Below are 15,476 nucleotides of genomic sequence, written 5' to 3'. Positions count from 1 at the left end.
ATCATTTGAATAAATTGCACAATTACAACATTCAGCTCCTGCATCTGTAAGCTATGCGATATTCACTCCGATATGTATTAACCCTGATTATTACACTAACGATAGTCTCCCCTGCCTGGTCTCAATATGAGGGACTCATGTATGGAGAAATTGTATTAAAAGATAAAACTTCACTGGTTGGGTCAATTCGTTGGAGCGGTGGACAAATGCTCTGGACCGATATTCTACTCGTATCCAAAGCTAACCCAAACGTGATCAAATACTTAAATAAAGAACAGCTCAGCGAGTTAAGCGATAAGAAAGTTACAACAGGGTTAGACTGGCAGTTTATGAGTCTTTGGAAAGATAAATTACCCGAACGGCAAAAGGAAATACTATGCCGGTTCGGCGATATCGCATCTGTTCATGTAACCGGAAGTACCCAGGCTCAACTGTATTTTAAAAGTGGCAATAAGTTAAGAGTAGCCACAAATGATAACGAAAACAGGCATTTGGGAAAAGATATATATATTTATGATCAGTTTCTCAGAAAGATTAAATGGAGCAACATCAGCTGGATCAACTTCAAACGGACCCCCGAAAACTTCAAGCCCTTTAACGGAAAACCACTATACGGTACTATAAAAACATCCGGAGGAACCTTAAAGGGCTTTATTCAATGGGATAAAAACAAGTTCCTTAGTACCCAAAAAATAAAGGGAGAAACCAACACCCTTAACGAAAGGTTAGCCTATAAATTCGAAACCCTGACAGGCATAGAAAAAAGAGATAAAGGAGCCCTCATCAAGTTCATTACCGATAAAAAAGTGTTTCTTAAAAATAACAGGGATGTAAACAGTACCAATCGGGGTATTGTAGTCATGAACCCGGTTTGGGGTAGAGCAATTGTGAGTTGGGAATCTTTCCAATGCATTGTTTTTACCCCTGTACCCGACAATTTGGGTTACCAGAGCTATCTAAAACCAAAAAGGATCTATGCTACTGTGAGCACCACGGACAACAAGCTTTTCAAAGGCAATTGTTCCTTTGACCTCGATGAAGAATGGGATATGGAGCTTTTAGAAGGCAGTAGCAACGGCATTAAGTATCAGATTCCCTTTAAGCATATCAGTAGTATCGAGGTATTGAATAAGGATCAATCAAAAGTGATCTTAAAAGACAAACGGATTATGATCATGAGCAATCATAATGACATAACAGATAAAAATTGGGGAATAATTATATGGCTTGCCAACTCAAAATATCAATATATCCCCTGGAATAACGTAAATAAAATAGCCTTCAGATAATTCATGATGTATCTCTCACAGGAACGCAAAGTAAAGCGAAAAAACTATAGGAACATCACCAGCTTACTGGTGCTGATACTGCTATTGGTCACGCTCTCCTTTAGCTATACCGTTTACCTTGCCAAACTCGATTTCGTGTATGTGGTAGCCCTATTATGGATCCTAACCGTAATTGTACTGCTTTGGTTTGGCAATAAACTAATCTTTCATGTACTGGATGAACGGCTAACCTGGTCCAAACAGACCACCCGAAGGTTCTTTCTCCAATTATTTATGAGTTCGGTTTATTCCCTGCTTTGCATAAACGGAACCTATTATTTTTTCAAGACCCATACCACAGCAGTAGCTCCTGATCTGGCTCAGATTTTTGTACTCAATGTTTATGGATTACTCTTCATTATTCCAGTACTTTCCATTAGTTTCGGCATCTATTTTATGACTCAATGGAAAAAAGCCCATTTACAATCGGATAAGCTGAAAGAGGAAAACCTGCGTACCCAGCTGGAATCTTTGAAGATGCAATTAGACCCGCATTTCCTCTTTAACAATTTAAACATACTTTCCTCTCTTATTGAACAGGATCCTAAAGAAGCACAAAACTTTCTGGATGAATTTTCCAATGTTTACCGCTATGTGCTGCAGTTTAAAAAGGAAGAATTAATTCCCCTAAATACTGAAGTGGAATTTATTAAAGCCTATGTATATTTATTAAAAAGACGCTTTGGCGAACAGCTTAAAATAGAAATTAGTATTCCAGATCAGGTACCTGATCACATTTGCATTCCACCCCTCTCCCTTCAATTGTTAATTGAAAACGCAATTAAACACAATAAAATATCCCTTCAAAATCCACTATTTATCAAGGTATTCATAGAAACTAATAAATATCTAAAAGTACAGAACACCTATAATCCTAAACCGGAACAAAACCCGGGACTTGCTAAAACCGGACTGGATAATATCCGTAAACGCTATCAGTATCTTTCCGATACCGCAATTGAAGTCCTGCAGGATGAAAGTTATTTTACCGTACGTTTGCCTTTGTTAGAAATGTTTTAAAAACACTAATCGTTACTAAATGATGCAGGTTTTAATTATTGAGGATGAACCATTAGCAGCGGAAAAGCTGATTAAATTCTTGTTCACTTATGATGCTACTATTGTAATTTGCGATACGCTTGCTTCCGTCGAAACAGCAGTTCCATGGCTGAAGACGAATCCACTCCCCGATCTGATTTTACTAGATATTCATCTGGCAGATGGCTTATGTTTCGATATTTTTAAACAAGTAGAAGTAAAGTGCCCCGTTATATTTTGTACAGCCTATGATCAATATGCCCTCAAAGCATTTCAACTTCATAGCATCGATTATCTACTAAAACCCATTCAGTACGCTAAGTTGGAGCAAAGTTTAAATAAGATGAAAGATATGCAGTACATTAAAAAGCCGGAGGTTTCCAATCAGCAGATCGAGGACATCATCAACTTAATGAAGAATCAGGATTCTTCCTATAAATCAAGATTTTTAGTCAAGTTAGGCACAAAAATAAGAACCATCAAGATCAGTGAAATCGCTTATTTTCATTCTCACGATAAACTTAACTTACTAGTAACAAAAGAAGGAGATCGTTATCCGGTAGACTACTCCCTCGACGATCTCATCCAGCTGCTCGATCCAACTTTATTCTTTCATATTAACAGAAAGCTCATCATTCATATTGATGCCGTTAAAGAGATCCACGCTTATTTTAAAGGCAGATTGAAGCTTATTCTAGACCCTAAGCTAGATGAGGAGCTTATTGTCAGCAGTCAAAAGACCCCACTATTCAAAACCTGGCTCGATCAATAAGCCCCCGATCATTTTTAATCCATTCCAATTATATCCCAATTCAGGATACTTAAATCCCATTGTATCCCTACACTCTTTTTTAAGACTTAATAAATTACGTCATTAGTAAAATAGACTAACGTAACCATAATTTAATGAAGACAATTAAAACCAGAAATCAAAAGCTACTCCTGCTTTTTTCTGCATGTATTTTAGTATTATACAGTAATCAAAAGGCATCAGCCCAATACCCTGATATTTCATCGGAAGTTAGCAAAGCCAGCAACGATATGATGAATGCTGCACGCGCAAAATCTGATGTAGCCTGGCTGAAGGCACTCCCAACGATCGAAAAAGAAGCAAGAGAAGGCAAACCCTATATTCCATGGGCAGGTCGCCCGACAGATCTTCCACAATCAGAAATCATCGCTTTCCCAGGTGCCGAAGGTGGTGGCGCCTACTCTTTTGGAGGTCGCGGTGGTAAAGTTATTGTTGTAACCAGTCTGGCCGACGATGGTCCCGGTTCATTGCGCGAAGCCTGTGAAGTAGGTGGTGCTCGTACCGTTGTATTTAATGTATCAGGTATCATCCGCATCAAAACACCTTTAATTATTCGTGCCCCTTACATTACGATCGCAGGACAGTCTGCCCCCGGTGATGGCGTATGTATTGCAGGAGAATCCGTTTGGATCAATACCCATGATGTAGTGATTCGCTTTATGCGTTTCCGCAGAGGTGAAACTTTTGTAGGTCGCAGAGATGATGCTATCGGAGGAAATCCAGTAGGAAATATTATGATTGACCACGTTTCTGCCAGCTGGGGACTGGATGAAAATATGTCTATGTACCGCCATATGTTTAATGACAGTACCGGTAAGGCCGAGATCAAACTCGGAACGGTTAACATTACCATTCAAAATTCCATCTTCTCTGAAGCCCTTGATACCTGGAACCACTCATTTGGAAGTACACTAGGTGGCGAAAATTGTTCATTTATGCGTAATTTATGGGCGAATAATGCAGCACGTAACCCTTCTATAGGTTGGAACGGCATCTTCAACTTTGCCAATAACGTCGTATTTAACTGGGTGCATCGTTCAACAGATGGTGGCGATTATACCGCTTTATATAATATAATTAACAACTACTGGAAACCGGGACCATTAACAAATCTAAATCAGCCCATCAGCTACCGTATTCTTAAACCAGAGGCTGGAAGAAGTAAATTACCTTATGTTGTTTTCGGTCGTGCACACGTAGCTGGTAACATCATTGATGGCAATAAGAAAGTGACTGATAATAACTGGGACGGTGGTGTTCAATTAGAAAACAAAAAGGGTGAGCTGATGACTTACGAAGAATCACAATCTTATTTTGCTGCTATGCGTGTTGACAAACCATTTCCTATGCCTGCCATGACGATCATTCCTGCAGAAAAGGCCTATAATTATGTATTGGAAAATGCAGGTGCCACTTTACCAAGAAGAGACCCTGTTGATGTACGTATTATGAAACAGGTAAAAACAGGTAAAATTGATTACCTGCCCAATGTAAAACTTCCTGAAACCAACTTCAAGATACGCAGATTACCGATGGATGTTTACAAAAGTGGAATCATTACAGATATCAGTCAGGTAGGAGGATACCCTGTTTATGCAGGAGCTCCTTATTTAGATGCAGATCACGATGGGATTCCTGATGCCTGGGAAAAGAAAAATGGACTGAATCCAAAAGATCAATCTGATTCAGGGAAATATGCTAAAGACGGATACACCAATATCGAGCGTTACTTAAACAGCCTGGTTAATGTGAAGACCGTTATACCTTCAAAATAATATTTTTTTAGTTTTTGGTAGCCAGTCGTGTAAAGCGACTGGTTATTTTATTTAAATCTCTGATTCTCCTTAAACGCTGATGCACATACTTCATTTTTTTACATTTGTCATGCTGATTTATGGCTTCAATGCATCAGCACAATCTCAACGTTCCATCCACGGAGTAGTGCAAGATTCATTAGGGATTACATTACCCGGATCATCCGTGAAGCTGGTTTCCAAACTCGATTCCATGTATACCGCAACGGATCAGAATGGAAAGTTTACATTCCCAACAGTCAAGTCAACCCGATTTACGCTTACAGTAAGCTCCATCAGCTTTAAAAAGTTTATCAGGGAATACACGACAGATAAGAAAAAAAACTCCGTTACCCTGCCCACTATCCATTTGAAAGATTCTTTCAACCAATTGAACGAGGTGGTGATCAATATTATAACCCCTGTGGTCATTAAGGAAGATACCGTACAATATGATGCCCGTGCATACCCTGTACGTGAAGGAGATGCTGTAGATGAAATGGTGAAACGCCTCCCCGGAATGGAAGTAGACAAAGATGGAAATGTGAAAGCACAAGGCGAACCAGTGACACGAATCCGTTTAAATGGAAAAGACTTTTTTGGTGACGAAGCCTCAGCAGCACTTCAAAACCTGCCTGCTGATATCGTAAAAAACATCCAACTCGTAGATGACTATGGCGAAGAGGCAAACATTTCAGGAATTAAGAGTGGCGAGCCGCAAAAGATCATCAACATCAATACCAAAGAAGACAAGAAGAACGGCTACTTTGCCCGTGCCGAAGGTGGTATGGGATCTACAGACCGGTATAATGGCCGGATCAGAGCTAACCGCTTCAAGGAAGATCAGCAGATCTCTTTAGATGCAACCAATAACAACACCTCCAGAAGATCAAAAGGAACAACAGATAATACAGAGGCAAAACTAAATTATCGCGATAACTGGGGAACCAAAATAGAAAGTTACGGAAGTTACCGCTTTCAAAAAACGGATAACAATACTATAGAGCAGCAAGTTACCGAAAGTGCTTTTGAAGATTATACCCGCTATGAGTTTGATAACAGTAATAACAACAAAAAGAACTTTGATCATAATTTGAACTGGAATTTGGAATTCCGGCCAGATAGCGTCAATTACTTCAAACTAAAACCTCGCCTCTCCTATCAATTAGGAAATACATCAAGTACCGGAACAACCACAACAGAACTTTTATCGGCCAGTTCATTGCGACAAAGGATTTCTGCCACCTCATCCACTTCCTCATCCTTCGGCACCGAACTTTATTATAATCACAAGTTTATTAAAAAAGGAAGAAATTTCAGTCTAAGCACAGATATCAACAGCACACATGGTGATAATTCCAGCGACCTTAAAAATGACTATACCAATACCGATTCAGTGGAAAATACCACACTTGAACAACAATATCAATATCGCAACAATAATAACAAGAACACCAATGCCCGTTTAAGAGTGGCGTATATTGAACCATTTAACGCTAAATCTATGATTGAGATCAACTACCAGTGGAACCGTAGCGCTACACAAACGGTTAGAAATACCATGGATCTTGACCCCGTTACCTCAGAACAGGTTTTAAACCAAAACCTGAGTAATAATTATAATTATCAGTTTATCACCAACCGTGCAGGGCTGAATTTCCGTCATGTGGACACCAAACTGAACTATTTTGCCGGAGTTGCCGTGATGCCTTCCGTGCTTAAAGGACAGGATTTAACAAGGGGTAACGAAACCTTAAAAAAGACATTAAACTGGATTCCAAGTGCCCGCCTGGTTTATAAATTCTCTTCTAAGCGATCCTTTACCGCACGATATCATGGTCGAAGCAATCAACCCGGATTCGGTCAGCTGCAGCCTATTACCGATAATTCAAACATACAGAATGTGCTCGTCGGAAACCCTGACCTGAAACCAGAGTTTACAAACAGTTTAGGAATGGAGTATAAACAAACAGATTGGACATCTGGATTGGTTATGAACTCTCGTGTGGATTTCAACCAGACGAATAATAAAATTGTAACCACTAAAGTAATTATTCCCGATAGTATCAAGCAAATTTCTTCCTATATCAATACCGACGGATTCTACAATGCCAGGGCTGACTACTCCTTTGCCAAACCCTTCTCGAACAGGCAATTTACGCTGACTTATTCCGGTAGCTCAAACTTCAGCAATAACATTGCTTTCACTAACAATGACCGGATCACAGGTAAGAATCTCCAGTTGAACCAGGGATTGAAGTTCAGGTTAGACATTCAGGATAAAATGAATGCCGAAATAAACACCTCCTTCTCTTATAATCAAACCCGGTATAGCTCCGGTTCCCTTTCAGACCGCAAGACCCGAACCTATAGTATGGGTTTATCAGGAAGAACTTATTTCCATAAGGATCTGACACTTGGGTATAACTTCTCAAAAGATTATAATACCGGTTTTAATGCCAATGCCACCAACCCTACCCTTTTAAATTTATACCTCGATTATCGCTTTTTAAAGGGTAATGCAGCCAATATCCGTTTTCAAGGATATGACATCATGAACCAGAACACCGCTATATCGCGTGATGTTTTCGATAATGTGATAGTAGATTCTCAAAGTAACAGGCTTGCCAGGTATTTTATGCTTACGTTTCAGTATCGGTTGCAACACTTTGGAAGCTAGTTTTGCTGGTTATGGAATTACTTAAATGGTATTCGCTTTCGTAGGGTTAGATCGTTGTTGATTTTCTTTTCTTTGGACGTTATAGTGATTGAATTAGTTTGTTTATTATTTGTTTTTGTTTGAGTTTTTATCTTGTTAGCCAGGTTCAGCATTAGGAGATTGCCTTTATAAAACATCTCTATGATCTTTTCTCCTTTGTCCGGATAGTTGGAAGGTTGTGTATTAACCACTTTTGTAGGGAATTCCGAAGGCTTTTCTGATTGGAATGTTCCGATGATTGCGCAAGGACTGAACTTTTTACTGTTTAAAAGAATACTCTCCTTAGTTTGGTTGATTGTGGAGTACAACATTAACGACATGCTCACCATTGTCAAACAATCATCAGGAACTGTTTCTGTAAAAGTGACGACCTGTCCTTCTATGGTTTGGTACCCTTCGATGTCGATATCTTTTACCCCCAGATTTTCATAATACTCCTCCCTGAAGTTAAAAGCAATCAGCATCAGCCTTATACGGTGTTTCGTATACGCTCCACTTGCGTTTTGTAGCCTTTTAATGTTTGTTTGGGTGTTTAAGGGACCAAGAGTAACACTTACTAAACCGCCTGCACTTTTACTGACTTCATGGGGCATTTGCAGTACCTCATGCAGTTTGCTGTTTGCATTAAAGTCCATTCCGTTCATCAAAGAAAGGTCTCCATCATGCAAATCCCGTATCCCTTTCTCTCCGCTTACATTATTTAATATTGACCGGTACACCAGTTGGGTGCTCCTGTAAGCTGCCGTTCCGTCTTTAAAGAAATAAGCAGGTTCGAATGCCGATCTAATTACAGCGGCGGCTGAACTCGAAAGTCCAAATTCGGTAGCACTCCTGATTGTTTTTTCGGTTTGCTTAAATGTCTTTGCTTTACCCTGGATGATGTTCTTTCCCCGGTACGCACGGTAAATTACAGAACCTGCGGTTCCATGAATCATTCCTTTCATATCTACTGTTGCCATGATTATTATATATTTTGGCAAAGTACTCCATTAAGGATTTTAAAGCGAAAGAAACACAAAATCTTCCTAAAACTTCCGTGAAACAGCATAATTTTGCTTAAAAAGGTATTTTTTCGAGGAGTGATTTACTTTCTCTTTATTTGCTTTTCACTTCCCCCTGTGCCTCCTAAAACAGACCTTCTGCAATTAGTTGACCTTCACTAAAGGGAATTTTGATCCCCTAACCAAATACCCAAATCAAAATAAAACAAGTTAATTGGATACATAAGTATAATTCAAAGCAAAAACTAAGCAATAAAATTCCGCTGTAAGTCCGACTTAAACTAGCTGTAATCGGACTTATTTTGGAGGCTTATTGCATTCATATTTGTGTATTAAATAAAAAGGGTATAGCAAAAATAGTTCTTAAGTTTTTTCTACGCTCTAGTTCTTTTGCTATACTTGTACCTCAAATTTATAGCTCCTAAGCTGAGATTTGAAATAAACCAATCAACAACCACAGACCTAATATTGAACCTTATAACCAATGGCCAGACAAGATATTCTATGGAAGGGCTTGCTCGAAGATGTTTTTGAGGACTTCCTTGTTTTCCTTTACCCTAATGTATGGAAAATACTCGATAAGGATAAAGGCTTCACATTTCTGGATAAAGAATTAAAACAGATATTTTCATCAACAGAGGATCCGCTTTATCCTCAGCAGGTTGATAAGTTAATCCAGGTTTTTACGCTGGAGGGTAAGGAGGAATGGATCCTGGTACATGTTGAAGTACAAGATCAGTATAGCCTGGTTTTTAGCGAAAGAATGTTCATGTATTACATACGTATTTTTGATAAGTACCGTAAAAGAATTACCGCCTTTGCCATGTTTACCGACGGAATTATTAAGGATCGCTCCAATACGTATCATACAGATTTTATGGGCACAAGTCTGAGTTATGTATTTAATACGTATAAGATAGCACTGCAGGATGATGATGAATTATTGGCCAGCAGTAACGTGTTTGCCCTGGTGGTACTGACAGCGAAACGGTCGCTTTCGGTTAAGAAAATCAAGGATTTTGAAGAGCAAGACAAACACCTGTTACAGATTAAGATTGGACTGGCAAAGTTATTGCTGTCAAAGGATATAAAGAAAGAACGGATACGTTTACTGATCAATTTTTTAAGACATTATATACACTTTGAAAACCCTGAAACAAGTGTTATCTTTGAGAAAGAGCTTGCTGATTTAACAAATAAAAATACAACTATGGGACTTGAAGAACAGTTACTGGATCTTGCCGAAAAAAAAGGTATAGAAAAAGGCATAGAAAAAGGAATTGAAAAAGGCTCATTTTTGAAAGAGGTAGAGAAGAATACTGAGTTTACCATAAACCTACTCAACCTGACAGATTTGAGCGTATTAAAAATTGCAAGCCTGGTTGGGGTTACAGAAGACTTTGTGAAAAACCTAAGAGATTCAATAGATAATAAATAGATTAGTCATACAGGAAGTTCGCAGTAACAGAATCTTCGCGGTTGAATAAGGAGAATGTTAAATTCGCAACGGCCGATCGTTTACTAATTTTATTAAATAACGTTTTGCACTAGCTGGTGTATAGATTGAACCACGTGTATACTTCTCTATTCTCTGATACATAATTGGCAACTAAAAATGCTACACTTAAAGATCCAGTCAAAATTGATTTAATATCCACTTGGCATTTCATAATATAAAGAATTAAGGTCTTGTAATACTACGAGTATACAATAAATGACAAAAATCCAGTTGCGTATTATACATCATATGTTGCCGTATCCTCCACTAGCGTCGTTTAGGAAAATGGCATCCAAAACCTTGGCTATCCTATTCGGCAAATAAGCAATTATTATAATTCTGAACATTAAATAATTTGGAATGAATAATTATATATCGTAATATTGCAATATATAACTATAATTTCTAAACATGTCAGCAACAAATTGCGCACCCGCAAGTGAAAGAAAAAAATTAAGCTTTTTGGATCGGTACCTCACCTTATGGATCTTTTTGGCCATGGCTATTGGTGTATCTATTGGGTTCTTTATCCCCTCTTCATCTGGTTTCATCAATTCCTTTTCCAGTGGTACAACTAATATTCCACTAGCTATAGGACTAATCTTAATGATGTATCCACCATTAGCAAAAGTAAAGTATGACAAGATGGGCGAGGTATTTAAGGATACCAAGGTATTAAGTGTATCGTTGTTCCTTAACTGGGTAGTTGGTCCATTATTGATGTTCTTTTTGGCCATTACATTTTTGAGGGACTATCCTGAATATATGGTTGGATTGATCCTGATCGGTTTGGCACGATGTATTGCAATGGTAGTAGTCTGGAACGAACTTGCAGAAGGAAACCGGGAATATGCCGCAGGATTGATTGCTTTGAACAGCATTTTTCAGGTCTTGTTATACAGTGTATTTGCCTACATCTTTATCACTGTGCTTCCACCCTATTTTGGTCTACAGGCATTAGACGTCAATATCACGATTTCCGAGATTGCAAAAAGTGTAGGGATTTATCTTGGGATTCCTTTCGCAATGGGTATAATCAGCAGATATACATTGATTGCGCTTAAAGGAGAAGATTGGTTTCAAAACAAGTTTATACCCCTTATCTCACCCATTACACTCGTTGCTCTACTTTTTACCATAGTGGTGATGTTTAGTTTGAAGGGCGAATTAATCGTGCAAATTCCTATGGACGTAGTAAGGATAGCCATTCCGCTTGTAATTTATTTTTCAATTATGTTTGTGCTTAGTTTTTTTGCAGGAAGATACTTTGGTGCCGATTATTCTAAGAGTGCCTCAATTGCCTTTACCGCAACAGGAAACAATTTTGAATTGGCTATAGCAGTGGCTATTGGCGTATTTGGTATCAACTCAGGACAAGCCTTTGCAGGAGTAATTGGGCCTTTGGTTGAAGTGCCTGCTTTAATTGCGTTAGTGAATCTGGCTTTCTGGTTCAGAAAGAAATATTTTAAAACTGCGCCTGTTGTCTAATTGAGATTGGAAAATTAAAATTTACCTGACAGGTTATATTTACACCTTTTTGTGGACTAGGATACCTGTAGAGGCTTGGTTCTGCTAGCTTAACCGGATTAAGCCGTTGAATGAGAAACACGATTAATGGGTTTATTATTTAATCGTCTGAACCAGCTGAATAAAAAATAAAAATTAACGATATGAAGATTGCTCTTTTCTCTGATATACATGCCAATATTCTTGCCTTTGAAGCTATGTTGCAGGATATGGACTGCCAAAAGCCGGATACAGCTTATTGCCTTGGAGATTTAGTAGGTTACAATGTATGGCCAAATGAAGTTATTGCGGAGATCCGCAGACGCGGAATTGCCACTTTGATGGGTAATCACGATGAGAAAGTTGAAAAAATAATAACAACAACACAGAGTCTGCAAGAACCAGGAAAAGACTATGCTTATCACCTGATAGATCAGGCAGGTAGAACATATTTAAAAACCCTTCCTGCACATATCAGATTAGAGTATAAGTTAAACCATGGTCAGATAAATATAGTATTTGCTCATGGAAGTACCCGAAAGATAGATGAATATGTGCTGGAAGATACCGCGGAAAATGATGTGCTGGATATGATGAAGGAAGCAAATGCAGATTTACTTTTCATTGGTCATTCGCACAAACCCTATCACCGGATTTTAAAAACGGCTGATGGTAGGTTTAAACATATCATTAACCTTGGCTCGGTAGGGAAACCAAAGGATAAAGATCAAAGGGCGTGTTACGTCTTGTTAACTATTCATGCAGACAGTTCAATATGGGAGAAAGATAGCCTACTGGTAGAATTTAGAAGAGTTGAATACGATGTTGAAACTGCTGCAAAGGCCATTGAATCCAGTCTTCTACCCAATGAACTCGCGGAAGCTCTAAGATTAGCGAAATGAAATTGAATATATTATTCTTAAAAAAGACAATATTAAACCAAGGAAATTTATTATTCGTATATTTACGAACAATAAAAAGTAACAATGCCTGTAATTAGTAAGTCGGGTTATTTCAGCAAAGAGCAAGAGCAAACAGCAAGGTTTGCTAAGGCATTGGGGCATCCTATAAGAATAGCTATTTTACAATTATTGGATTCAAAATCATGTTGTTATCATGGTGATATGGTAGAAGAACTTCCTATTGCAAAGTCGACATTGTCTCAACACCTTAAGGAATTAAAAAATGCAGGATTAATTCAAGGCAACATAACACCTCCTACCATCAAATACTGTATCAATCATCAAAACTGGGAACTGGCTAAAAAATTAGTGAACAATATATTAAAATAGATTTTTTTTGATTGTATTGTTCGTAGTTTTACGAATTACGAACAATCTTTAACTTTATAAATTATTAAACCATGAAACAGATAAAAGTATTGGGTCCGGGTTGTCCAAAATGCAAAACAACCTACAACAACGTGCTGGAAGCTTTGAAGCAAACAGGTATTGAAGCGGAAGTAACTAAGATTGATGACATCGAAGAAATGATGAAATACAATGTACTGACAACACCTGTATTGATGATCGATGATAAAATCGTGGTGAAAGGCCGGGTAGCTGATGTTAATGAAATAAAAAAAATATTACTGCAATAAAGGTAGCTCTTTAGTAATCCAAAATTGATTATCCTAATTTATCATGTTTGACTGGTTACAACACTTTGCTGACTGGCTGATTTATACAGTCCTTGGCATATCGGCTCAAAGCCACCTGGGAGAGGCGCTGAACTTCTTTGTCCTGGATACCATCAAGATTTTCATCCTGCTGATGTTCATTACCTTATTGATGGGCATCATCAATTCCTATTTCCCTATTGAAAAGGTTCGGAATTTTTTAACTAAACGAAAATGGTATGGCCTTGATTATTTTGTGGCCTCGTTATTTGGGACAATCACACCGTTTTGCTCTTGCTCTTCAGTGCCCTTATTTATCGGATTTGTAAAAGGCGGTATCCCGCTTGGTGTAACTCTAGCTTTTTTAATTTCTTCCCCATTGGTTGACGCCGTTACAGTTGCCATGTTTATTGGCATGTTCGGTTGGAAGACTACACTGATTTATGTGGTGAGCGGAATAATTTTATCCATGGTTGCAGGGTTTATTCTTGGTAAGATGAAACTGGAACCATTGATGACTGATTGGGTGAAAGAACTATTAAAAGACAAAAAGATGGCCGATAAAGAACAGGATGAAATGCATTTGAGTATTTATCAGCGGTTTCCTGCAATTATCAAAGAATCAATTGGGATTGTTAAAGGTGTTTCTTTGTACATCATTGGAGGTATTGCTATTGGAGGCTTGATGCACGGCTTTATTCCGACTGGATTCTTCGAAGCTTATATCAGCAAAGAAAATCCTTTTGCCGTACCAATTGCAGTACTTGTAGGCGTACCAATGTACAGTAATACAGCTGCAATCCTACCTATTATGCAGGTTTTAGTATCAAAGGGCATTCCACTGGGTACTGCTATTGCTTTTTCCATGGCAGTTGTGGGCCTATCCATCCCTGAGGGGCTTTTGCTTAAAAAAGTAATGTCAACTAAAATGCTTCTAATCTTCTTTGCGGTCGTAGCTACTTGTATCATCATCTCAGGCTATTTATTCAATATCATTTTATAAACCTTTAAGAATTAATATTATGAAAAATTTAAGTTTTACCCTATTTGCTATCGTTGTATTTATGTTTGTTTCTTGTACGATCGAAGCACAACAAAAAAAACAGCCCGTTAGTGCAAAAAATGCAACCATCGAAGTGATTCAGTTTCACTCTGAGTATCGTTGCATGACTTGTCATAAAATTGAAGACCTCACTAAAGCCACTTTAGCCAGTAGTTTTAAAGCGATCCCTTTCAGGTTAATCAATGTAAGTGAAAAGAGCAATGCAAAAATGGCTGAACAGTTTGAGGCTTCCGGGACTGCCCTATTTCTGTACAATCCATCAACAGGCAAGAAAAAGGACCTGACCAGCTTTGCCTTTATGAAAGCTGGAAATAAAGCAGTATTTGAGGCTGAGCTTAAAAAACACATAGCGAATTTCATTAAAGGTTAGTATTGGATTGGTTAAACAATCTGGCACAAAATGGGGAAATGCCTATTTTTGCCGCTTTCGGCTTGGGCTTGCTAACAGCTATCAGCCCCTGCCCTTTAGCAACCAATATTACGGCCACCGCTTATATCGCTAAATCAATTAACAGTAAGAGGAAAATTCTGCTTAGTGGTTTATTGTACACTTTGGGTAGAATGTTTACTTATACCACATTGGGTGCCTTAATTTATTTTGGAGCGGGTAAGTTCCAGGTTGCAAAATTATTCCAGGGTAATGCAGCGAAATTCATTGGTCCGGTAATGATCCTGATTGGGTTGATTATGCTGGATCTCCTTCAACTGAACATTCTTTCAAAGGGAAATTTAACGCAAAGGCTCTCCGATAAATTTAAACACAAAGGGATGTTGGGCTCTTTTCTACTAGGCCTGGTGTTTGCCTTGGCTTTTTGTCCTTATAGTGGTGCCTTATTTTTTGCCATGCTCATACCCATGACTTTATCTGCTTCTGCGGGTTTAGTATTACCCATTTTTTTTTCGATAGGCACAGGCTTACCCGTTATTTTCTTTGCTTATATAATTGCTTTTAGCATGGGGAAATTGGGCGACTATTTTAAAGTCGTACAAAAAGTAGAAAAGGTAATGCGCATTGGGGCGGGGGCTACATTTTTATTAACGGGCCTGTATTATTTGAATATTTATCTTAAAATTTTTTAGCTATGACTACTTCAGAAGTAT

The 15,476-nt window shown here is 38.3% G+C and carries 14 protein-coding genes; 13 read left to right on the top strand and 1 reads right to left on the bottom strand.

The features are described 5' to 3' along the window. The first annotated feature begins 53 nt into the window (after positions 1-53). The 5 genes from BFL47_RS03715 to BFL47_RS03695 all read left to right on the top strand — a co-directional run bounded on the left by BFL47_RS03715 (position 54) and on the right by BFL47_RS03695 (position 7,650). Positions 54-1,289, top strand: a complete 1,236-nt coding sequence (locus BFL47_RS03715) for a hypothetical protein (RefSeq protein ID WP_069658454.1) — start codon at positions 54-56, stop codon at positions 1,287-1,289. Positions 1,290-1,292: 3 nt separating this feature from the next. Then, positions 1,293-2,348 (top strand): sensor histidine kinase, encoded by a 1,056-nt coding sequence (locus tag BFL47_RS03710; protein WP_245681295.1) that lies wholly within the window; start codon positions 1,293-1,295, stop codon positions 2,346-2,348. A 19-nt stretch (positions 2,349-2,367) separates the two neighbouring features. After that, on the top strand, positions 2,368-3,138 hold the full coding sequence (locus tag BFL47_RS03705; RefSeq protein WP_245681294.1) for a LytR/AlgR family response regulator transcription factor: 771 nt from the start codon (positions 2,368-2,370) through the stop codon (positions 3,136-3,138). Between the two features lie 134 nt (positions 3,139-3,272). Continuing rightward, entirely contained in the window at positions 3,273-4,952 is a 1,680-nt protein-coding gene (locus tag BFL47_RS03700) for a polysaccharide lyase (RefSeq protein WP_083256982.1), read from the top strand. A 79-nt stretch (positions 4,953-5,031) separates the two neighbouring features. After that, a complete protein-coding gene (locus tag BFL47_RS03695) occupies positions 5,032-7,650 on the top strand; it encodes an outer membrane beta-barrel protein (protein WP_083256981.1) in 2,619 nt (872 codons plus the stop codon). Positions 7,651-7,667: 17 nt separating this feature from the next. Here the strand turns inward: BFL47_RS03695 and BFL47_RS03690 are convergent, their stop codons facing one another. After that, a complete protein-coding gene (locus BFL47_RS03690; protein WP_069658452.1) occupies positions 7,668-8,648 on the bottom strand; it encodes a hypothetical protein in 981 nt (326 codons plus the stop codon). 526 nt (positions 8,649-9,174) lie between these two features. Here BFL47_RS03690 and BFL47_RS03685 point away from each other — a divergent pair. The 8 genes from BFL47_RS03685 to BFL47_RS03650 all read left to right on the top strand — a co-directional run bounded on the left by BFL47_RS03685 (position 9,175) and on the right by BFL47_RS03650 (position 15,455). Then, positions 9,175-10,128 (top strand): RpnC/YadD family protein, encoded by a 954-nt coding sequence (locus BFL47_RS03685; protein WP_069658451.1) that lies wholly within the window; start codon positions 9,175-9,177, stop codon positions 10,126-10,128. Positions 10,129-10,599: 471 nt separating this feature from the next. Then, positions 10,600-11,676 (top strand): ACR3 family arsenite efflux transporter, encoded by a 1,077-nt coding sequence (gene arsB / locus BFL47_RS03680; RefSeq protein WP_069658450.1) that lies wholly within the window; start codon positions 10,600-10,602, stop codon positions 11,674-11,676. A 182-nt stretch (positions 11,677-11,858) separates the two neighbouring features. Further along, entirely contained in the window at positions 11,859-12,596 is a 738-nt protein-coding gene (locus BFL47_RS03675) for a metallophosphoesterase family protein (RefSeq protein ID WP_069658449.1), read from the top strand. A gap of 84 nt (positions 12,597-12,680) precedes the next feature. Further along, the gene (locus BFL47_RS03670; protein ID WP_069658448.1) at positions 12,681-12,986 is read left to right on the top strand and encodes an ArsR/SmtB family transcription factor; all 306 of its coding nucleotides are present in this window, start codon (positions 12,681-12,683) and stop codon (positions 12,984-12,986) included. 71 nt (positions 12,987-13,057) lie between these two features. Further along, on the top strand, positions 13,058-13,294 hold the full coding sequence (locus tag BFL47_RS03665; protein WP_069658447.1) for a thioredoxin family protein: 237 nt from the start codon (positions 13,058-13,060) through the stop codon (positions 13,292-13,294). 43 nt (positions 13,295-13,337) lie between these two features. After that, positions 13,338-14,315: a permease gene (locus tag BFL47_RS03660; RefSeq protein WP_069658446.1), complete on the top strand. Its 978-nt coding sequence runs from the start codon at positions 13,338-13,340 to the stop codon at positions 14,313-14,315. Between the two features lie 19 nt (positions 14,316-14,334). Continuing rightward, the gene (locus BFL47_RS03655; protein ID WP_069658445.1) at positions 14,335-14,745 is read left to right on the top strand and encodes a nitrophenyl compound nitroreductase subunit ArsF family protein; all 411 of its coding nucleotides are present in this window, start codon (positions 14,335-14,337) and stop codon (positions 14,743-14,745) included. A 2-nt stretch (positions 14,746-14,747) separates the two neighbouring features. Next, a complete protein-coding gene (locus BFL47_RS03650; RefSeq protein WP_069658444.1) occupies positions 14,748-15,455 on the top strand; it encodes an aromatic aminobenezylarsenical efflux permease ArsG family transporter in 708 nt (235 codons plus the stop codon). The last annotated feature ends 21 nt before the right edge of the window (positions 15,456-15,476 follow it).

This window comes from Arcticibacter eurypsychrophilus (genome assembly GCF_001730525.1).
Taxonomy (GTDB): Bacteria; Bacteroidota; Bacteroidia; order Sphingobacteriales; family Sphingobacteriaceae; genus Arcticibacter; species Arcticibacter eurypsychrophilus.
The sequence above is the reverse complement of the archived record's forward strand: the minus strand, read 5'-3'. Positions and strand labels throughout refer to the sequence as shown.